Origin of the sequence: Candidatus Lernaella stagnicola (assembly GCA_030765525.1) — a bacterium.
Lineage (GTDB): Bacteria > Lernaellota > Lernaellaia > Lernaellales > Lernaellaceae > Lernaella > Lernaella stagnicola.
The window spans coordinates 18,394-37,317 of the sequence record JAVCCK010000015.1 but is presented as its reverse complement, the minus strand read 5'-3'; the positions used below and the strand labels follow the sequence as shown (position 1 = coordinate 37,317).

At 58.6% G+C, this 18,924-nt stretch carries 16 protein-coding genes; 10 read left to right on the top strand and 6 right to left on the bottom strand.

All coding sequences use genetic code 11. From position 1 onward, the window contains the following. The first annotated feature begins 13 nt into the window (after positions 1 to 13). Positions 14 to 601: a biopolymer transporter ExbD gene (locus P9L99_07155; GenBank protein ID MDP8223119.1), complete on the top strand. Its 588-nt coding sequence runs from the start codon at positions 14 to 16 to the stop codon at positions 599 to 601. Between the two features lie 34 nt (positions 602 to 635). On the opposite strand, the gene P9L99_07150 is transcribed toward P9L99_07155, so the two are convergent. After that, complete coding sequence (locus P9L99_07150) at positions 636 to 1,628, bottom strand: WYL domain-containing protein (GenBank protein MDP8223118.1); 993 nt, start codon at positions 1,626 to 1,628, stop codon at positions 636 to 638. Between the two features lie 103 nt (positions 1,629 to 1,731). Between P9L99_07150 and P9L99_07145 the strand changes: the two genes are divergently transcribed. Then, positions 1,732 to 2,286: a hypothetical protein gene (locus P9L99_07145; GenBank protein ID MDP8223117.1), complete on the top strand. Its 555-nt coding sequence runs from the start codon at positions 1,732 to 1,734 to the stop codon at positions 2,284 to 2,286. Here the strand turns inward: P9L99_07145 and P9L99_07140 are convergent. Continuing rightward, on the bottom strand, positions 2,283 to 4,055 hold the full coding sequence (locus P9L99_07140; protein ID MDP8223116.1) for a long-chain fatty acid--CoA ligase: 1,773 nt from the start codon (positions 4,053 to 4,055) through the stop codon (positions 2,283 to 2,285). The two genes, P9L99_07145 and P9L99_07140, sit on opposite strands and share 4 nt — an antisense overlap. Positions 4,056 to 4,173: 118 nt before the next feature. On the opposite strand from P9L99_07140, the gene P9L99_07135 reads away from it, so the two are divergent. The 3 genes from P9L99_07135 to P9L99_07125 all read left to right on the top strand — a co-directional run bounded on the left by P9L99_07135 (position 4,174) and on the right by P9L99_07125 (position 6,985). Next, positions 4,174 to 5,070: an alpha/beta fold hydrolase gene (locus tag P9L99_07135; protein ID MDP8223115.1), complete on the top strand. Its 897-nt coding sequence runs from the start codon at positions 4,174 to 4,176 to the stop codon at positions 5,068 to 5,070. Positions 5,071 to 5,289: 219 nt separating this feature from the next. Continuing rightward, positions 5,290 to 5,493 carry a dodecin family protein gene (locus P9L99_07130; protein MDP8223114.1) on the top strand — a complete coding sequence of 68 codons (204 nt, stop codon included), beginning with the start codon at positions 5,290 to 5,292 and terminating at the stop codon, positions 5,491 to 5,493. A 79-nt stretch (positions 5,494 to 5,572) separates the two neighbouring features. Beyond that, on the top strand, positions 5,573 to 6,985 hold the full coding sequence (locus tag P9L99_07125; GenBank protein MDP8223113.1) for a hypothetical protein: 1,413 nt from the start codon (positions 5,573 to 5,575) through the stop codon (positions 6,983 to 6,985). Between the two features lie 176 nt (positions 6,986 to 7,161). Here the strand turns inward: P9L99_07125 and serC are convergent, their stop codons facing one another. The 3 genes from serC to asnA all read right to left on the bottom strand — a co-directional run bounded on the left by serC (position 7,162) and on the right by asnA (position 11,018). Further along, positions 7,162 to 8,241, bottom strand: coding sequence for a 3-phosphoserine/phosphohydroxythreonine transaminase (serC, locus tag P9L99_07120; protein ID MDP8223112.1), 1,080 nt, complete (start codon positions 8,239 to 8,241; stop codon positions 7,162 to 7,164). Positions 8,242 to 8,665: 424 nt separating this feature from the next. Further along, positions 8,666 to 9,727: a hypothetical protein gene (locus P9L99_07115; GenBank protein ID MDP8223111.1), complete on the bottom strand. Its 1,062-nt coding sequence runs from the start codon at positions 9,725 to 9,727 to the stop codon at positions 8,666 to 8,668. Positions 9,728 to 9,887: 160 nt separating this feature from the next. Then, a complete protein-coding gene (gene asnA / locus P9L99_07110) occupies positions 9,888 to 11,018 on the bottom strand; it encodes an aspartate--ammonia ligase (protein MDP8223110.1) in 1,131 nt (376 codons plus the stop codon). Between the two features lie 251 nt (positions 11,019 to 11,269). Here asnA and P9L99_07105 point away from each other — a divergent pair, with 251 nt between their 5' ends. Beyond that, the gene (locus P9L99_07105; protein MDP8223109.1) at positions 11,270 to 12,100 is read left to right on the top strand and encodes an SDR family NAD(P)-dependent oxidoreductase; all 831 of its coding nucleotides are present in this window, start codon (positions 11,270 to 11,272) and stop codon (positions 12,098 to 12,100) included. 120 nt (positions 12,101 to 12,220) lie between these two features. After that, positions 12,221 to 14,407 carry a hypothetical protein gene (locus P9L99_07100; GenBank protein ID MDP8223108.1) on the top strand — a complete coding sequence of 729 codons (2,187 nt, stop codon included), beginning with the start codon at positions 12,221 to 12,223 and terminating at the stop codon, positions 14,405 to 14,407. 15 nt (positions 14,408 to 14,422) lie between these two features. Here P9L99_07100 and P9L99_07095 read toward each other — a convergent pair whose 3' ends face one another. After that, positions 14,423 to 15,325: a formylglycine-generating enzyme family protein gene (locus P9L99_07095; protein MDP8223107.1), complete on the bottom strand. Its 903-nt coding sequence runs from the start codon at positions 15,323 to 15,325 to the stop codon at positions 14,423 to 14,425. A gap of 338 nt (positions 15,326 to 15,663) precedes the next feature. On the opposite strand from P9L99_07095, the gene P9L99_07090 reads away from it, so the two are divergent. From P9L99_07090 to P9L99_07080, 3 genes are all read left to right on the top strand, one after another. Then, on the top strand, positions 15,664 to 15,912 hold the full coding sequence (locus tag P9L99_07090; protein MDP8223106.1) for an Os1348 family NHLP clan protein: 249 nt from the start codon (positions 15,664 to 15,666) through the stop codon (positions 15,910 to 15,912). Between the two features lie 93 nt (positions 15,913 to 16,005). Further along, positions 16,006 to 17,097, top strand: coding sequence for a radical SAM protein (locus P9L99_07085; protein ID MDP8223105.1), 1,092 nt, complete (start codon positions 16,006 to 16,008; stop codon positions 17,095 to 17,097). Continuing rightward, entirely contained in the window at positions 17,094 to 18,920 is a 1,827-nt protein-coding gene (locus P9L99_07080) for a radical SAM protein (protein MDP8223104.1), read from the top strand. The genes P9L99_07085 and P9L99_07080 overlap by 4 nt, the downstream gene beginning before the upstream one ends. The last annotated feature ends 4 nt before the right edge of the window (positions 18,921 to 18,924 follow it).

The window sequence follows — 18,924 nt, the reverse complement described above, 5'->3', positions numbered from 1 at the left end:
GAAGGAAGCGGATATGAAACGAATTATCGAAGACGAAGAGCTCAACCTGCAGGACCTGATTTTCATCCTGCTGTTCTTCTTCATCATCGCCCAGACCTTGATCGTATTTAAGGTCCAGAAAGACCTGATCGTCCCGCCGAAGGTCGATACGGAAACTGAAATCGAGGTCGAGGACGACAAGCAGGTCGTCACCTTGATCATCGACCGCGAATCCAACATCGCCGCCCTGGTCGAAAGCCGCGAAGATCTCCTGGCCGGCTTTGCCGACGAAGAGCAGTGGGAGGAATACTGCAAACCCATCCTGGGTCGCGAAATGTATTTGGCTTCCGAGCGGGAGGACGCCCACAAGAAAATCGACAAGCGACTACGCGAACTCATCAGCGAGGCCGGCTTCAAGGAACCCATCGTCGGGTTGATCGCCGACCACCGCGCCCGCTATGGCACCATCTTCCAGGTCAACCTCGCGGTGCAGCAATTGATCAAGGACAAGATGATCGACCCGTCGATCAAGTGGAAAGTTTTGATCTCGAAAAAGGGCCAGACCCTCGAGGAAGAAGTCGAAAAAATGCAGCAGCAATTGCTGCAAAACGGTGACAAATGAATGTCTTCGGACATAATCGACGACCATTCAGTCGCTAGTCCGTCGCCGATTGGTCTCCCAATGTGTCTGATTCTACGTCTTCAGACCGTACTTTTATGACGGCGTCACCTAAATATCGTATCCACGCCTCCACCTCGTACGCCCCCGACGCGGTGAATTCGAGCAAGATCGAGCCGTCCTCCCGCGTCGTGATTTCCTGCGACGAGTGCCACGTCCGCTCGGCAATGTAACGCGCCAGGCGCTTCGCAATGTGGATGCGGTAATGCTTGAGCACGCCGTCGTCCACCAGTCCAAACGCTCGCTCGCGCATCTGAGAAATTCTTGTCGAAGCCTTCCGCAGATCGTTTTCGGTGTAGCGGTCCTCAAGTTTGTGGATGCTGCGAATTCGGTCGACCGCGCACACGAAGGGCTTTTCCGCCTCGCCGGGCCGACACACGTAGACGTACAAACTGCCTCGGAATTGCACCATTTTCATGGGCCACACGTCGTATTCCTTCGCGTCGCCCCGGATGTTCGCATAAACAAAGTGCAAGGCGTGACGGGTGTAGATCGACTCGGTTAGGGTCATCACCTTCGACTCATCGGCCGGGAGCAGATAGCTTTTGAACTGCGTTTCCAAGGGCTCGAAGGCATAGTGCAATTCCCGCGCGATTTTTGCGACTCGCGGCGGCGTTTGGGCGAGAATCTTGTCCAAAACGGACTCCAAATCAGCCCCAAATGGCGAAATTTGCAGCGTTTGCATCTTTTTCAACGAAAAAATCAGTGCCGCGATTTCCCGAATATTGAATTTCGTGTCGATCCGCATATCGCCTTCGATGCGGTAGACCGTCTCGCCATCGTCGCGCTTGATGACCTCCACCCACAGACCGGCCACCTCCAACTCGGCGAGATCACGACGAATTGTGCGTGCATGAACGTGGACGCCCTCCTCGACCAGGTATTCCTGGATGTCCACCAGGCTCTTCCCGAAGCGGGAGGTGAGGTACATCATTTCCTTGAGCAAACGAATTGCTTTATCGCCGCGCATGCGCCGACCTCCCGTTTTTGGAAAAAGGCGTGACCTATCCTGTCACTACCGAGGCTCATTATAGGTGGCATAAACGGGAAGCAAAACCACGGGAGGAAGGAAAATGAGTACTCAAACCGCTTTTTTGTTCGTAGGTGGCCTGGACCGCTACCAGCCCGGAATCAACGCCGACTTGCTGCTGACGCTGCACGAAGGCGCCCGGCCCGCTTGGACGGCTAAGTCAATGATTCCGGAGCTTTACGAAACCCAGGAGTTGCCCGGAGGGCCGTTGGTGGCCGAGTCTGACGACTCCCCACACCTGGTGACAGACGCTATTTTCCGGTTCTGCCCGGAGATTTCGACCAACGCCGCCGCGTTGCTGAAGTTGCGCGATCGCCTGATGGCCGCCGCGCCGCACAAGCTGCGCAAGGATCATTGGGACCTGCCGGCGCTGGGCGAGCACGACGAAATCGCGCGGCGTGTTTTGCAGGAAGCGCGGGACTTGATCGAATCCGGCACGTTGCACGCCAAGCTCGTTTTGGTCACGCTGACCGGCGGTTTGGAAGAAGCGCTAACGATGAATCTGGCGCGCCTGAATGCGAAGCACGAAATCTGCCGCTCGGCCGGTGTATTCGAACGCGGCGCGACCGCAGTACGGCGCATTCACACGGCAGCTTAATCGTCGTACATTCCGTCGATGAGGTCGCAGTACCGTTTGTTCACGACGCGGCGCTTGACCTTCAAGGTCGGCGTCAGCTCGCCGCCTTCGACGGCGAACTCGTCGGGAACGATCCGGAAGCGCTTGATCGTTTCGAAGCGAGCGAGGCGTTGGTTGACGGCGTCGATTTCCGCTTGGAGCAGCGATCGAACCGCGTCGTGGCGGCACAATGCGGGCCAGTCGTCGGCGGTCAAATGATGCGCGGCGGCCCACGGGCGCAAGGCGTCGGCGTCCAGCGTGACTAGGGCCGTCAAGAAGTTTCGCTTATCTCCGCACACCATGGCCTGGCTGATATAGGGGCTTTGCTTCAGCGCGTTTTCGATGTTCTGCGGCGCGATGTTCTTGCCGCCGGAGGTGACGATGATGTCCTTTTTGCGGTCGGTGATTTTCAGGAAGCCTTCCTCATCCAACTCGCCGATATCGCCCGTGGCGTACCACCCCTCGGGGCTCAAAGCCGCTTTCGTTTTCTCCGCATCCCGGAAATAGCCGATAAAGACCAGGGAGCCGCGCACCAGGATTTCACCGTCTTGGGCCAACTTGATTTCCTGACCGGGAAAGGGCTTGCCGACGGTGCCGAATTTGTAGGCGCCTTCCACGTTGAAGGTGAGAGCCGCGGTGGTTTCCGTGGCTCCGTAGCCCTCCAGCGTGAGAAGGTCCGCCGCGTGGAAAAATTCGAGGACCGGCGCGGCCACCGGCGCACCCGCACAAAACACCACCCGCACCCTGCCCCCAAAAACCTTTTTGACCCGGTTGAACACGAGGGTTCGTGCGAGAAAATATTGCGCGCGTAACAAGGGCGGTGCGACCTTCTTTTCTTGGCGCAAGCGACTGATGCGACGCCCCACGCCGACGCTCCATTGGAAGATACGCCGCCGCGCTGCCCCGCCGGAGTCGGCCCGTTGGGTGATGGCCGCGTGGGCCTTTTCGTAAATTCGCGGTACGCCGTAGAAAATCGTCGGGCGCACTTCCGCCAGGTTATCGATTAGTTTTTCGACGCTTTCGGCATAGGCAGTGATAAGACCGCTCCACAGCGCCGCGTTCGAGCACACTCGCTGAAACACATGCGCCAGAGGCAGCCAGGATATGCCGGTGTCCGAATCGCGCACCTGCAGATTCTCGCTTAGCAATTGCGCTTCGGAAAGCAAATTGCCGTGCGTTAAAACGGCACCCTTGGGCGGGCCGGTCGTGCCGGAAGTGTAGACGTAGGTGGCAGGATCCTCGTTTTCGAGCGCGGCGGAAAGTTCGTCCAATGCTGCGCCCCAGGTTTGCTCGCGGGCTTCGTGCGGCGCGGTCAGATCGGCAAAACGCAGCAACGAAGCGTCGGCTTCATCGGAGTCCATCACGATCACGTGCGGAATGTTCAACGAGGCGAGCTTCTCGGCCTGTGCTTGGTTTTCCACGACGGCGGCTTTGGCTTCGCAGTGCTCGGCCACGTACTGGGCCTGGTCGGCCGGCAGAGTTTGGTAAATCCCGACGGTAATGCCGCCGAAGGACGTAACCGCGCGGTCGGCGATATCCCACTCACGCCTCGTATTGGCCATGATGCAAACTTTGTCGCCGCGTTTCAGACCCAAATCGAGAAACGCCAAGGCCAGGTGACGGATTTCAGCCTGCGCTTGCCGCCATGTCACCGAGATCCAGTGCCCGTCTTTTTTGTAGCGATAGGATTCCTCGTCCGGCCGGACGCCGCAACGAACCGCGAGCATAGACGGCAGCGAAGAAAACTTCACGAGTTCCTCCCGGCGAAAATTTTTGCTGATGCCGAAACCTAACCACGCCCCACCGCGGTTGCAGTTGACGTAATTGACATTTCCCCTCACTCTAGAATTTCAGGGAGAATGCGGTGACATGAAATTCAACGACCCCGCTTGGCAGCACGAATTTTTCACGGCCAACGCCATCCGTTTTCATGCCGTGACCGAAGGCGCCGGTCCGCTCGCGTTGTTGCTGCACGGCTTTCCGGAAAACTGGTTTTCCTGGCGATACCAACTTCGCGCCTTAGCCCGCGCCGGTTACCGCGCCGTAGCCGTCGACATGCGGGGTTTCAACGAGAGCGAGAAGCCCAACGGTGTGGCGGCCTATCACGCCGACCATTTGCGTCGCGACGTGGTGGGCATCATCAAAGCGCTGGGCGGCGAGCCGGCACACCTGATCGCTCACGACTGGGGCGGTGCGGTGGCCTGGGACGTGGCCGCGCACCATCCGGACATACTGCGTTCGCTCTCGATTCTCAACGCGCCGCATCCGCGCATTTTCATGCGTCGTCTTTTTCGTAGTCCGCGCCAGTTACGACGGTCGTGGTACATGTTTTTCTTCCAGATCCCCTGGCTGCCCGAGCGGCTGATGCGCGCGGACATCGATACGCAATTCGCGCGGGCGTTCCGCGGGTGGGCGATTCGTAAAGAGATGTTTCCCGACGAAGTAATCGCCGCCTTCGCCGAGCCCATGAAGCGACCGGGAGCGCTTACGGCCGGCCTCAATTATTACCGCGCGGCTTTTCGCAATTTCCGGTCCGGACGCAAGGCGGAAAGGTCGCCCAACATCGCCGTTCCGACGCAGGTGATCTGGGGAGAAGACGATCGCGCCTTGGGCAAGGAGTTGACGGAGGGGATGGAACACTACGTGGACGCTCCGTACGAGATTCACTTCCTCCCCGCCTGTTCGCATTGGGTGCAACAAGAATATCCCGAGGAAACGAACGCTTTGCTGATCGATTTTCTCACACGGAATACGCCAAGCGATTAGCCATTCCGGTTTCCCCTGTTTCGGCGACGACCGATTGCATCCTTTTTTCCCTCCGGAGACTAGGTTCGGCCCGCCGCGTTGTTATATTTGATGTATTAACAAGCCGTCGGGATTTGGGGAACACACCATGCATTGCATCCATTGAATTCGTCATCCTTGCGCCGCCGCCCCCGTCAGCGATCATCCGTGGTCCACGCCGGACGCGGAAAGGAGAAATTCATGAGCACGTATAAAATCGTCGAACTTGTCGGCTCTTCTGTGACTTCGTGGGAGGAAGCGGCCCGCACCGCCGTGGAGAAGGCCGGGGAGTCGCTTCGCGATTTGCGCATCGCGGAGGTTAGCGCCATGGACATGAAGGTCGAAGAAAACAAGGTTGTCGCGTTTCGTGTCCGGGTGAAGATCTCGTTCAAATACGAAGACTGATCCGTACGTCGCCTTGTGATAATCGGCCGGGTTTGGCCGGCGCCGGTTTTTGTGTATCCTGAATTCCAGGAGTTCAGGAATGGCAAGATTCGGCACGATCGTCATAAGTATTCTCGCTCTGTTCCTTGTAGGTATGACCGCCTGCAGCGGCGGATATTCGGGATGTGGCACTTCGACCAAATGGGGTTACCAAACACTGCCGGGAGACTGGGCTTTTACCAATTCCTTCGGCTGCGCGGTTCTCGTCGACGCGAACGGCCGTCCCGTCCTCGACCCTGCCGCGGTGGAAACGCTTCCGTTCGGCCAAGCCTCGAGCGGCGCCCCGGCTAATGCGATTTTCTACCGCGATGTTCCGGACGATGCCGAACCGATTGCCGCTTGGTTGCGCGCCAACCGGCAGGCAATCGTTTGCGTGCATTTGAATCTCGCGCAGTTGGGTGAGCCGGCGATTGTGGAAGCGTTAGCCGAACTCCCCTCTCCGTCGTTGAGTATCCGGCTCGACCGGCCGCCGACCGCGAGTCTCGACTTTGCGTCGCTGAAACATTTATCGAATCTCAACTCCTTAGGTGAAAAAAGCATCTTCGTCGACACGAACTCTAGTTACGCAAACTCTCTAATAGTCTCTCTTTCCCAAAACACGAATATCACCGGGCTGAGTATCGGTGCATTGGAATTCAACAAATCCTTAATTGACGAACTCGGGTCGGGAGCCGTGCGAGCGCTCGCCGGGATGAAGTCGCTGCGCTACTTGTACGTTTCAAATCTTTTCGTGGGCGAAGAGTTTTTGCGAGTCGTGGGAAGCCTGCCCGACCTGCACAGCCTAACGTTACCGTCCTATATCCCTTTTCCGGGCGAGGGGCTGCGTCACCTCCGGACAAGCGGCTCGCTGCGTTCGCTTACGGCCACGCATCTCCATCTTGGTCGCAGCGCAACGCGGGAGATCATGAAGCTTCCCTACCTGGAACAGCTCGACCTGACAGGAAACCGTGTCGATCCCGGGATGATGCAAGATATTGCCGGTTGCCCGCTCTTACGCTGTTTGGATTTAAGTCGTACAGAGTTGACTGATGAAAGCCTGGCGCTATTGGCTCCGCAAACCGAGCTGCGCCAGTTGTTTCTTTCCGGCAATCCCGTCACGAACGCGGGCATCGCGGCACTGGCGCCGCACTTGCGGAAACTTGAAACCTTGGACATCAGTGGAACGCGAATCACGAGCGCGGTTGTGCGAGCGCTCGAGCCGATGAAAGAACTGCGGGATTTGAACCTTTCGGTATCTGACGTTGACGACGAAGCCTTGGCCTATCTCGCGGCTAATGGTTCGCGCTTGGAGTCTTTGACCGTCAATAAAACGAAAATCACGCCCGCGGGCTTGGCGGCGCTGGCGCGCTTGAAGCATCTGAAGTCAGTGTCGGTGTTCAACACCGAGATCGGCGAAGGCGACGGCGCGGTATTGAAAGAAAAAGGCGTGCAAATCCTCGGTTCGTGGAATTAGGGCGAACTGCTGGATTTGTACAAACCCACCGATTCCAATCCGCTGAAGCGCTAGCCTTCGGGGTCCTAGTGCATCCACTTAACGTGTTGAAGCCTCGGAGCCCAGAGGTGGATGGCCGAACAACGAAAAAGGGCCCGCGACCCGCTGGACGCCGGCCCTGTGGATTTTGTTCACGCCTAGCCGTGAGTGCGTTGAAACTCTTTCATGAAATCGGCCAGCACCTGGACCGAATCAAGCGACACGGCGTTGTACATGGAGACGCGGCAACCGGGCCTCATCGGCAGATTCCGCAAGCCCATCATAGCGTGGGCCTCGGCCTGGGTAATGAACGTGTTTTCCAATTCAGGCGTCGGGAGATTGAACACGGCGTTCATGACGCTGCGGTCTTCCGGCTTAATGGGGCACCGGTAGAAGCCGCCGGATTCATCGACCGTTTCGTAGAGCAGTTTCGCCTTGGCGCGGTTTCGCCGTTCCATTTCCACGAGGCCGCCCTGCTCTTCGATCCATTGCAGGGTGTAGCGCACGAAGTAAATGGCAAACGTGACGGGCGTGTTGAACATGGAGTTGTATTTGACGTGGGTGTGATAGCTCAGCAGCGTCGGTAGATCGCGCCGGCAGCGCTCGAGGATATCGTCGCGAATCATCACGATCGTGACGCCGGCGGGCCCGAGGTTTTTGTGCGCGCCGCCGTAGACGATACCGAAGCGGCTCACGTCGAAAGGACGCCACATCAGATCCGAGGACATGTCGGCGACCAGCGGTACGTCACCGGTGTCGGGGTATTGGTGATACTGGGTTCCTTGGATCGTATTGTTCGCGGTGATGTGCACGTAAGCGGCATCGGGGTCCAGATCAAGTTGCTTGGGCACATAGTTGAAATTATCCGGGGCCGAGGAAGCCGCTTCGCGCGCCCGCCCGACAGTCGTCGCCTCGCGGATGGCGCGTTGGGACCACGTGCCGGTGGTCACATAGTCGGCACTCTTATCGCCGCCGAGCAGGTTCATCGGGACCATCGCGAACTGCATACTGCCACCGCCCTGCAGCCACAACACGCTGAAGTTTTCGGGCACATCAAGTAGCCGCCGTACCCGCGCTGAGGCGTCGTCGTGGACTTCCTGATACCGCGGAGACCGGTGAGACAATTCGAACAACGACATGCCGGTTCCGTTGAACTCGGGGATGTCGGCTTTCACTCTTTCAATAACTTGCTTCGGCAGGGCGCCGGGGCCCGGAAAAAAGTTGTGAATATGGGTCATTTTCGCATTCCTTCTCACAAGTGTCGCCGCCACGAGACACGACGGCGCGCACGCAGTTGTTACCGATTTAGTTTTGGGAATCGAAATTTGAGATTACTGGAACGGCTTGGAAGTCCTGAAATGACGGAGGGTTTCGGCCGGGACCTCCGAGGGGTCCTGCTGCGTTTCGTGACGGCCTTTACGCGGCGGCGCCAAGACGGCGCGACACGGCCGCATCAGATTACCAAGGAAGTTTTTTGCCTTCATCGCCCACGTTCCTCCACGTGCACTATGTCAACGCAAAGACAATCTCCCGCAAGGCTCATATTTGCCACCTTCAAGAAGACGTATCAACCCGAAAAACGTGTTTTTCCGCAGCCGAAATAAAATAACCGACCAAGTTACGAGTAACTCGGCCGGTCTCGGGTTTTGAATCGTGTCGGTGCTAGTTTTTCACCCAGCGCGGGCGCCGGAACTCGCCATCCTCGGTGATTTGCGTCACGTCGGAGGAAATCGTAATTCGATCGTCGCCGATCTCATATTCCAGCACGTAGATGTTCGGATTGACTTCCATTTCGCTGTACACGATGCGCGAAGAAGTCGGGTCGCAATCGAAGTTCTGCACGTGCCCGTTATTGAATGAAGACGTGATTTCCACGGCGCTGTCTTCGGTGTCGACGGGTGCGACGAAGATCTGCTTATCCTCGGACTCGTGGCCGACGCTGAACACGACCATCGTGCCGTCGTTGATGAAGCAGAGGTCGCTGATCGAGGGATCCTCGAGTTCGCGTCGCCAGAGGATCTCGCCGCAATCCTCGCTGTCGTCGCCGTCCTCGATGGCAATGACGGTAACGAACTGCGCGGTATCGGGCGCTTCGTTGTCCCAACAATGCCAGCCGGCGGCGGAGAAGTCCGGGCTTTCCCATTTGGTCGTGGCGCAATCGTAAATATCGACGGCTTTTCGAAACGACGCACCGCGATATTCGCTAGGCGAGCCGGCGCTTTCGATATCCATGGTCAGCACCACGGAGGTCGTACCAGCGGGCGTGCCGATAAACATGATGCCGTTGCCGTAGGGGATGATATCGCCGATGCCGGGCCGATCGATCGACGTGAGTTGCAACACGCCGTCACCGCTGAAGGCGTCGGCGGCATATATTTGCGGGTGGGCGGTCTCTGTCGTGTCGGAAGCGAAAACCGAGAAGTGCTGATCGGCCAGGCTGATGATCGTCGCGTCCAACACGCCGTTCATGTCTTCGACAAGCGGTTCGACGGTGAGCAGGTGTTCGTACGTCGTGCCGTCAAAGATGTTGTATCGATTGCCGTAGTCGCTCGTGATGATCAGGGTGTCGGCTTCGGCGGGATCGCGGTCGTCGTCGCCGGCGTCGTTGTCGTCGTCGCCGGCGTCGTTATCGTCTCCGCAAGCGGCAAACAGTGCCACGAACGTTACGAGTAAAAGGGCCAATCCGATCATCCACCACACATCGCGTTTCCTTATCGCTGACATTCGTGCCTCCAATAGGTTGGAGTCGCGTGCCGGGTGTGTGAATCGAGAAGCTGCGCGAGGTTACGGTTGCCGTATTTTTTTCGAATTCCCGATTCGAGATCAAGCGAAGATAAACCCGCCGGTTTTGTCCCGGCGGGCCTTTGTGTCTAAAGCGTGTTTGCTAGTAAAGCAGGTGGATATTGCGCTCGGCGCACATGTCGCGCAGCACTTGCGGCCACACGGTGACGCTCACTTCGCCCAGCGCGGCCTTGCGCAGCAAGTACATGTAGGTGCGCGACTGCCCGATACCGCCGCCGACGCTCAGCGGAATCTCGCCGTTGACGATGGCCCGATGGTACGGGTACTTGAGAAAATCGAGTTGCCCGGTGATTTCCAGTTGCCGCTTCAAGGTTTCGGCGTTCACGCGCACGCCCATCGAAGACAGTTCATGGCGGCGGCGCGTAATGGGGTTCCACACCAGGATATCGCCGTTGAGGCCGTGCATGGGGTCGCCGCTTGCCGACGTCGTGGGCGTGACCCAGTCGTCGTAGTCGGCGGCGCGCATTTCGTGCGGGTAACCGTCTTTAAGCGTCCAGCCGATGCCGATGATGAAGACCGCCGGGAACTCCTGGAGAATCGCCGTTTCTCGCTGTTTGCGCGGTAATTCAGGAAAGCGGTCGAGGATTTCCTCGGCGTGCAGGAAAACCAGTTCATCGGGGATTTCCGGATATTTGTCGGTTTTCAGTTTCGGGAAGTTCTCGAACAGGAACACTTCGGCGCCCTTGAGGACCTTCCAAATCTTCCGCACCGCGTCCTTGAGATAGTCGACGTTGCGGTCATCGGCGGTGATGGTCTTTTCCCAGTCCCACTGGTCCACGTACGCGCTGTGGTCGTGGTCGAGGAAGTAATCCTTGCGCACGGCTTTCATATCGGTGCACAAACCCTCGCCCGGCTCCATGCCGAACATCTTCAGAGCGACGCGTTTCCACTTCGTGGCCGCTTGCACGACCTGGGCATGAATCGGGTTCTTCTCATGGTCGTTGGAGATATAAAACTCAATGGGGCCGCGGGAGCCGTCGCGGTCGAGGTAATCGTTGACGCCGCTATCGCGATCGACGATCAGCGGCACCTGCACCATGCGCAAGCCAAGCTCTTTGCAGAGGCCCTCCTCGATATAGCGTTTGGCGGCGAAAAGGGCGTCCTGTGTTTCCTTAACGCCAAGCAGGGGTTCATAGTCGGTCGGGAGAACGGCTTCGATTTCTTCGTAAGTTCCGATACCCGGGCCGGCCAAATCCGCTTTTTTGTCAGCCATTGGGTTCACCTCTTGAACTGTTGGAGAAGGAAATGGATTCACTAGGACGGTTGTCGCCGGCGTTGGGGGGACGATAAGTCATTTTAACGCCTCTTGATTCACTTTTGAAGTTAGTAACCGAATATGCGATGTCAAACGGCAACGAACCGGATATCACCCGGCTTTCGGTTGCTTTCCCTCGACTTTTGCAGTAATCCCTGGATGGATTCGACACCAGGCGATTCGACTCACCAACCAACCGGGACGAAGCAATGATCGACTTCACGGGAAAAGCGGCATACATCAGTGGCGGCACCAGCGGTATCGGCCTGGCCATGGCCGAAGAAATCGCCCGCCGCGGCGGCCATTGTTTTCTATTTTCGGTGGATGACCAGGCCAAGCGCGACGAGGCGCTCGCGGCGGTGGAACGCGCGCAACGCTCTACCGATCAACGGCACGCGGCGATTCATCTCGACGTCACCGACCATCTGGCCGTGGACAGGGAACTACGCGCGGCGGTGGAGGATTTCGGCACGCCGTTTTTTCTGGCCAACTGCGCGGGTATCGGCGGCGCGGTGTATTTCGAGAAGTTGTCGTACGAACGTTTCGACAAAACGATCCAAACCAGCTTGTACGGCGCGCGAAACACCTGCGCGGTGCTGCTGCCCGCCATGAAGGAACACGGCGGTTTCGTGGTGAACGTTTCCTCGATGAGCGGGTTGGTGGGTTTGATCGGCTACGCGGCGTACAGCGCCGCCAAGTTCGGCATGGTCGGCATGTCCGACGCTTTGCGCAGCGAATACAAGCGCTACGGCATCCACGTCGCTTCGCTGTGTCCGCCCCAAGTCGATACGCCGCTTTGGCGCGAAGCGAACCTGACCAAGCCACCCGAAGTGGTGGCCGTCAACAGCAACTCCGGGCTGATGCAGGCCCACGAAATCGCCACGGCGATGATCCGCGGCTTGGAACGCCGCGAAGCTGTGATCGTTCCGGGGACACGGGCCAAATTCATCCACCTGATGCAGCGATTCCTGCCCGGTATTCGCGAGCGCATGACCGACCGTATGATCCGCAAGGCGCAGTCCGAGACGCCCAAAAGCTGATTTCTAGACCGCACATGACGAATCCCACGGAATCAGCCGTTCTTGCGCCGACGATGGCTTTCTGTTAAGGCTTCGTTAGGTCTTAATGAATGCTTGCCCGCGGCAAGAGGAGCCTATGCCATGCGTTTTCGAATTTTCTTTGTTGCCATGCTGTTTGCCTTGTTGCTTACGACTTTCCTTGCCGTTGGTTGCGCGTCGGACGATGACGACGACGATGACAACAACGACGATGCAACATCGGCCGACGACGATGATGACGACGATAACGACGACGACGTCGCGCCGTCCGGGCGGATTCCCACCACGCTGGACATGAACTACGTCCCGCTCCGCCAAGACGACCAGTGGGTTATGGCCGTCGGCCCCGGCGACGCGCGCATCACGCGGAACGATTTGGACGTGCCGCGTCCGACGCCGTACGGCAGCGGTCGGGAGCGCTTGTCGTTGGCGTATTTCATGACGATGAGCGATTTGCATGTCGCGGACGAAGAAGCGCCGACGCGTTTGGATTTCTTCGACTCGCGCGAAGTTCTATTTGGCGCCTTCACCGACGCGGCACGCCCGCAGTACGACTTGTCGCAGCAAGTGCTGATGACCATGACGCGCACCGCAAACCAAATTCAACGAGACTACGAGCGTGATTTCGATTTCGCGCTCTTTTTGGGCGACAGCAGCGACAGCTCCCAACTCAACGAGTTGGAGATGGTCGTGGATGTTCTCGACGGCGGCGGCATTCGAACCGAGAGCGGCTGGTGCCGTCCGGATTCCGGCGACCTGAATCTCGACCCGGGCAGCGGCCGTAATCTCGGCGAACGCAATTTTGGCGTGCAGGAGACAGGCCCCACCGGGAATTCCATTAATAGATACGAGCGCGAAGGCCTACCCAATTCCAACGCCGACTTCCCGTGCGCGGGATTGCTCCGCAGTTCAGGCGATCCGTTGCCGTGGTTTGCCTGCGTGGGCAATCACGATGTGATCAACATGGGCCTTCTGGATCCATTGACCCCGCTCACGTTCTACAAGCCGAATAACTACGAAGAGACACTTTCGCCCTTCGGCTACATATCGGGCCTCGCCTCGATGGTCGAGTACTGGAAGGAAAACCCAGACCAAGAGATTCGCATCGCGTACGGTATTCTCGGGCTTGATATCGACTGGCGCGTTGTGTTCGAAGTTTTCGACTTCCTCGGGCTGCTGGGCGATTACGAAACCGACATCGTCGACGATTTCGACCCGATGGTGTTGCTCCATGACACGCCGGCCGATCCTTCGGATGACGGCGTCGACATCACCGCCGATTTGAACCGCGCATATATGGACACGGCCGGCGTTATGCATCTGCTCAACGAGTCCGGACACGGCTTCGTGGACCGCAACGAGGACGGCGTTGTCACGCCCGACGACGGCGCGTTCTACCGCCTCGATGTGGGCGAGTTGCAGGGCAGCAACATTCCGCTGCGCATTCTGGCGATCGACAGCGCCGAACAACTGCTGTTCCCTGAGGGCGGTTTGACGGGGCCGCAACTGGGTTGGCTGCAACGCGAAATCAAGGACGCCGAAATCAACGACGCGCTGGTCATTGTGGCTTCGCACCACCATGAAGCCGCGATCGTCGCGGGCGGCTCGGAGCTTGAAGAGATACTGCACAGTTCGCCGAACGTTATCGCCCACTTGGTCGGACACGGCCACTATAACGAAATCGTGCCTCATCCCACTGCCGACAAAAATCCGTACCTCGGCTATTGGGAAATCCAAGTGCCGTCCGATATCGACTTCCCTCAGCAGGCCCGAATCGTCGAGATCGTCGACAATCGCGACGGCAGCGGTTCGATCTTCCTGACAAATTTCGACCACTTTAGTTTGGACGGCGACGATGCCGATACCCTGGCCGACTTCAGCCGCGAACTGGCCTTCAGCGAAGCCCTCGCCGACGGATACGACGGCGTCGGCCCCTTCGCGCGCTGTGGCACGCGTAGCGACCGCAACGTGGAATTGATCTTCCCCATCCCCACGGCCGTCGTGCAGGAACTGGCCGCGATCGAGGCGGACGGATCGATCACTTCGGTTGACTCCTTGGGACACGGCGCCGAATTGCCCTTCGTCGATTACCCGGTCACCAACGAGGGTCTCGACGACAACGGCTTTGCGCCGCGCGTCGGCGTGTCGAACTTCACGTCGCTGTGGACTCATATGGTCAATTGGGCGGAGCGGAATGATCCCGCCGGGCTCGGGCAAGAGTTGGATGAGTTGCGTCCGTTGTCTCCGGAAGAGCGCGCCCGTTTGCGCACGCTGGGATACTTGCAGTAGCCGGAGGGTTCGCTCTTAGTTCCGCACGCAGCGGAAGCCGACGTAGGGAAACGCGGTGCGGGGTTCCTGCAGGAAGCGGTCGGACACCGTCATGCGGGTGTCCGTATCGTAAATCCAACTGCCGCCGCGCAGCACGCGCGCCCAGCCATCGGTAGGTCCCGGCGGATCGTTGAGCGGCGTGTTGTCGTAATACTCGGTGCTGTACCAATCGTTGACCCACTCCCACACGTTGCCCATCACGTCGTATAGGCCCCACGGATTTTCGCCTTTGAGGCCGACGGTATGCGTTTGGTCGCCGGCGTTTTCCCAGAACCACGCGAAGTCGGCCAGACAATCCCATTGGTCGCCGCACACGTAATGGTTGTCGGTGCCGGCACGGGCGGCGTATTCCCATTCCGCTTCGCTGGGCAACCGGCCGCCGCAACTACGGCAAAAATTGCGGGCGTCGCGCCACGTCACCTGTTCGACAGGACAATCCGGGCAGTCGTCGTAACCGTTGGCGGCGGTGAACATGCTGGGATTCTCGCCCGTCACTTCCTCGTACTGCGCCTGGGTAATTTCGTGCGCGGTGATCTGAAACCCGGAGATGTTGACGGTGTGGCGCGGGCATTCATCCGGGTTGCACTCGGCGTCACCCGCCGTGCAGCCCATTTCATACGTGCCGGCGGGAATCGCGATCCAGGTTAGGTCGGGGTCGAAGGTGTCGTCATCGTTATCGTCATCGTCGTCATTGTCGTCGTCATTGTTATCGTCGTCGTCGTCGTCGTCATCTCCGGCGCTGTCGTCGTCGTCATCGACCGGCGGCGGCGTGGGGGTTTCGTCTTCGTCATCGTCGCTTGGAGCGGGTGCGTCGCCTCGTTCGTCGAGGTTTCCGCCGTCGCCTCCGTCGCTGCACGCACCGAAAAATGTTGAGGCCATTACGGCCAATCCGAGGACGGCGAGACACATCATGGAAAGCTGAAAAGTTTTCACGGCGACACCTTTGCTCAAAGGGAAAAGCCTTACGGCATCATAGAAACGCAGCGTCCAAATGGCAAGATTCCCGAAATCGCGCCTCTTACCGCCCAATGATGGATGATATTGGCTACTTCAATAACGATACGTTTATTGAGGTTAATTTACTTTTTATTTTTAATAGTTATTGACATACTTTTTAACCTGTGCTTTTCTTCCATTGTTGGGGGGGGGGTTCAACTATTTCATAACATCACCAACAGCACTTTTTTATGGACGAACTCAGCAAAAAGGAGGGCAAAATGCAAGAAACCGACCTGCAACAATTCATTTTCCGACTCATCATGGACAAGAATTTTCGGGCCGAGGTGAAGAAGAGCCCCGAGAGAGCATGTGTCGACAAGGGGATTCGCCTCAACGAGAAACAACTGGCGAACGTCCGCGCAATGAATATGGACGAGATCGGCAAGATCTCGATCAACGACGTCCACTCCAAACTGATTGAGCGGTTGGCGGCATCGCTGGAGACCGAACGAATCGTCATCTCATAAAACGATTCTGCATTAGTTGCCGGGACGACGCGGCCTTACGAGCGTCGTCCCGCCTTTTTGCCCGGCCACGTACGGCCGGCGCCGGTGGAGGCCATGGACGAACGTTTACGAAGCCGCGCCCGCGAATTGCTGCGCCGCAACAAACATGATTCCCGCCGCAGTTCCTCGGTGGGGATTCAAATCACGACCCGCTGCAACGTGAAATGCCGTCACTGCATCGGACCGTTTTTTTCGTCCGACCTTCCGCCGCTGACCCCGCGCCGCTTGCGGGACTGGCTGGAGCGGATTCGCGCGGAAAGTTCCGCCAACCAAGTTTGCTTCACAGGCGGCGAACCGTTTTTGGTTCCCGACGCGCTGGCCGCAGCCGCTGGGCACGCCACGAAACTCGGCTTCTATACGGTCGTGGTGAGCAACGGTTCCTGGGCCCGCAGCCCGCGGATCGCCATGGACCGCTTGTCGCCGCTCGCCGCCGCCGGTCTCAAGCACGTATCGCTGAGTTTCGACTCCTACCATCGCGAGTACGTCCCGACCGCGTTCATTCGCCACGCTTTCGACGCCTGCTCGCGCCTTGGCATCGAGACGGGCTTCAATTTGCTTCAAGATGATTTCGCCGATGACTCGCAAGTGGAGGACTTCCTGCTTGAGACGTTCGGGCAGCGCGTCGCGGATATCGCCACAGTCAGCATCGCTTCGGTGATTCGCCACGGACGCGCCGTCAACCTACCTCCCCTGGCCGGGGATCAGGACATCAAAGAGCACGGCACGTGCGGCGCCATGGGGATTCTCGTCCAGCAGAGCGGCCACGTTTCCGCCTGTTGCGGTCCGCCGCAATCGCCGCAAAGCGCCCTGACCGTGGGGCACATGGACACCGACGCTTTCGGCGATATCTACGGCCGCGCCCTCACCGCCCCTTTTCCGCTGCTGATTCAATCCGAGGGGATTCGTTTCGTGCAGCGGCTGGCCGGGCTGCCGTCGACCGAGCCTTTGTACGCCGCGCAGCGCTGCATGGCCTGCATGCGGCTGGCCAATGACGAACGCGTCCAAGAGGCGGTCAACGAAGGCTTCACGTCGTTGGATCGACGAATCAACCTCGCCGCGCAGATTCTGCTGGGCACCGGCGATGAATTGCCCCTGACGTTGTTGCTCGATGAAAAAAACCGCTTGCAGGAAGAGATGGCCGGATGAAAGTAACACTGCTGGCCATCCACCAGTTGTCGATCAAGTCATACGTACCGTTGCTGGACTGCCTCGGCGTCCTGGCCTTGGCGGCCGCCGTGCGTGAACGCGCCGACGGCGTAGAGTGCGACGTTCTCGACCTCGTCGAATACGGCGACATGTACCAGCGCGACTACCAGGACGACCTGGAGGCCATCGTCGATCGCGTCGTGCAGGAAAACACCGACGTGCTGGGGCTTTCGACGATGTCGAACAACTTGATCCTCGCGCTGGATATCTGCCGCCGCATCAAGGAGCGCGGGTTGAGTATCCACACGATGATCGGCGGCCCGGGCGTTTCGTTTTGCGCCCCGGCGGTCGTGGAGATCTTCGAGCAGGTTGACGCGGTGATTCGCGGCGAGGCCGATTTTGTTTTTCCGGAGTACCTCAGCGATTTAAAGCGCGGGCGGTGCGATATCCGTGTTCCGGGCCTGGTCGAGAAGCGCGGGCGGGTCACGATCGACACGGGTTGGCCGGATCCGATCGCCGATCTCGATGAACTGCCGATACCGCTTTACGATCCGCGATTCAATCATTGCTCGCCGGAAAACGAAATCGAGAAGCACACGAGTGTCTCGTTGGAAGCCGGGCGCGGGTGCCCCTTCCGGTGCGTGTTTTGCTCGACCTCGCATTACTTCCAGCGGCGGTTTCGCGTCAAATCGGTGCCGCGCATTCTGGAAGAGGTCCAGGTCATCCAAGACACCTACGGCAGCGAGAAAACCATCGTCTTCAATCACGACCTGCTCACGCTCAAGCAAGACTACATGGCGGATTTGTGCGCCGCGCTAAAGGCGCATACGCCCGCCGTCCATTGGGGATGCAGCGCGCGATTGGATTGCCTGGATGAAAGCCTGCTCGAACGCATGCGTGAATCGGGGTGCGAGCGCATTTTCATCGGCGTGGAAACGGCGACACCGAAAATGCAGACCGCGATCCGCAAAAACCTCGACCTCGAACGACTCACCCCGATGGTCGAGACCCTGCGACGCTTGGACTTCGGCTGCACGTTGTCGTTTATCGCCGGGTTTCCCAGTGAATCGAGCGATGACCTGCAGGCCCTCCTGGCAACCGTATTTCGCGAGAAAATCCTTGATTGGGAAAAGGTGCGGATACAGATTCACGCCCTGGCCCCGGAGCCGGGCAGCGACTTGCTCACGCAGACACCGGTGCGGGAACTCGCCTACGACGCCCAAGGCAGCCCCGGCACCTCGGATTTGCCGTTCGACTGGCGTGCCTTGCGCACGGTGATCCGCCGGCATCCCGCGATTTTTCCAACCTACTTTCACTTCCGGAATCCGCACGTCACGCGTGAAACGGTCCTGAAGATGTGCCTGCTGGCGAGCTTCATCGAACTCAAGATGACCTACAGCCTCCAACTGGCCTATAAACACCTGGGGGAACGCCTGCCCGTCGCGCTCTTCCAGGCCCTGGACCACATCGACTGCCCGGAACCCGATTACATCGACAACGGGCAGTTTCTTACGCTGATGGCCCAGGTGCATGAGATCGTGGCGGGACTCGAAAACGACATGCCGGACTACGCCAAACAGTTGGAGGCCATCGCCCGGTACGAAATGGCCGTGGGCCGCATCATGCAAAACCCCGAGCAGGCCCCGGAACTCCTTGAAGTCGAGTTCGAGCCCAACGAATTGATCGAACAACTGACCGAAAAGAAATCCGACCCCCTGACGCAACGACGCCGCCACCTGATGGTCTTTTGGGACGAAACGAAGAAGAAACCCCAGTACGTCTGCCTACCGCCGCAACTGGCCGCCCTCGCCGAAGCTTCCTGATTCC

Bases quoted from the DNA above. Each gene is read 5' to 3' on its own strand.
- P9L99_07085 (MDP8223105.1), top strand. From the start codon at position 16,006: ATGGACGAACGTTTACGAAGCCGCGCCCGCGAATTGCTGCGCCGCAAC.
- P9L99_07135 (MDP8223115.1), top strand. From the start codon at position 4,174: ATGAAATTCAACGACCCCGCTTGGCAGCACGAATTTTTCACGGCCAAC.
- P9L99_07100 (MDP8223108.1), top strand. From the start codon at position 12,221: ATGCGTTTTCGAATTTTCTTTGTTGCCATGCTGTTTGCCTTGTTGCTT.
- P9L99_07125 (MDP8223113.1), top strand. From the start codon at position 5,573: ATGGCAAGATTCGGCACGATCGTCATAAGTATTCTCGCTCTGTTCCTT.
- P9L99_07105 (MDP8223109.1), top strand. From the start codon at position 11,270: ATGATCGACTTCACGGGAAAAGCGGCATACATCAGTGGCGGCACCAGC.
- P9L99_07080 (MDP8223104.1), top strand. From the start codon at position 17,094: ATGAAAGTAACACTGCTGGCCATCCACCAGTTGTCGATCAAGTCATAC.
- P9L99_07095 (MDP8223107.1), bottom strand. From the start codon at position 15,325: ATGGCCTCAACATTTTTCGGTGCGTGCAGCGACGGAGGCGACGGCGGA.
- P9L99_07130 (MDP8223114.1), top strand. From the start codon at position 5,290: ATGAGCACGTATAAAATCGTCGAACTTGTCGGCTCTTCTGTGACTTCG.
- asnA (MDP8223110.1), bottom strand. From the start codon at position 11,018: ATGGCTGACAAAAAAGCGGATTTGGCCGGCCCGGGTATCGGAACTTAC.
- P9L99_07155 (MDP8223119.1), top strand. From the start codon at position 14: ATGAAACGAATTATCGAAGACGAAGAGCTCAACCTGCAGGACCTGATT.
- P9L99_07145 (MDP8223117.1), top strand. From the start codon at position 1,732: ATGAGTACTCAAACCGCTTTTTTGTTCGTAGGTGGCCTGGACCGCTAC.
- serC (MDP8223112.1), bottom strand. From the start codon at position 8,241: ATGACCCATATTCACAACTTTTTTCCGGGCCCCGGCGCCCTGCCGAAG.
- P9L99_07115 (MDP8223111.1), bottom strand. From the start codon at position 9,727: ATGTCAGCGATAAGGAAACGCGATGTGTGGTGGATGATCGGATTGGCC.
- P9L99_07090 (MDP8223106.1), top strand. From the start codon at position 15,664: ATGCAAGAAACCGACCTGCAACAATTCATTTTCCGACTCATCATGGAC.
- P9L99_07150 (MDP8223118.1), bottom strand. From the start codon at position 1,628: ATGCGCGGCGATAAAGCAATTCGTTTGCTCAAGGAAATGATGTACCTC.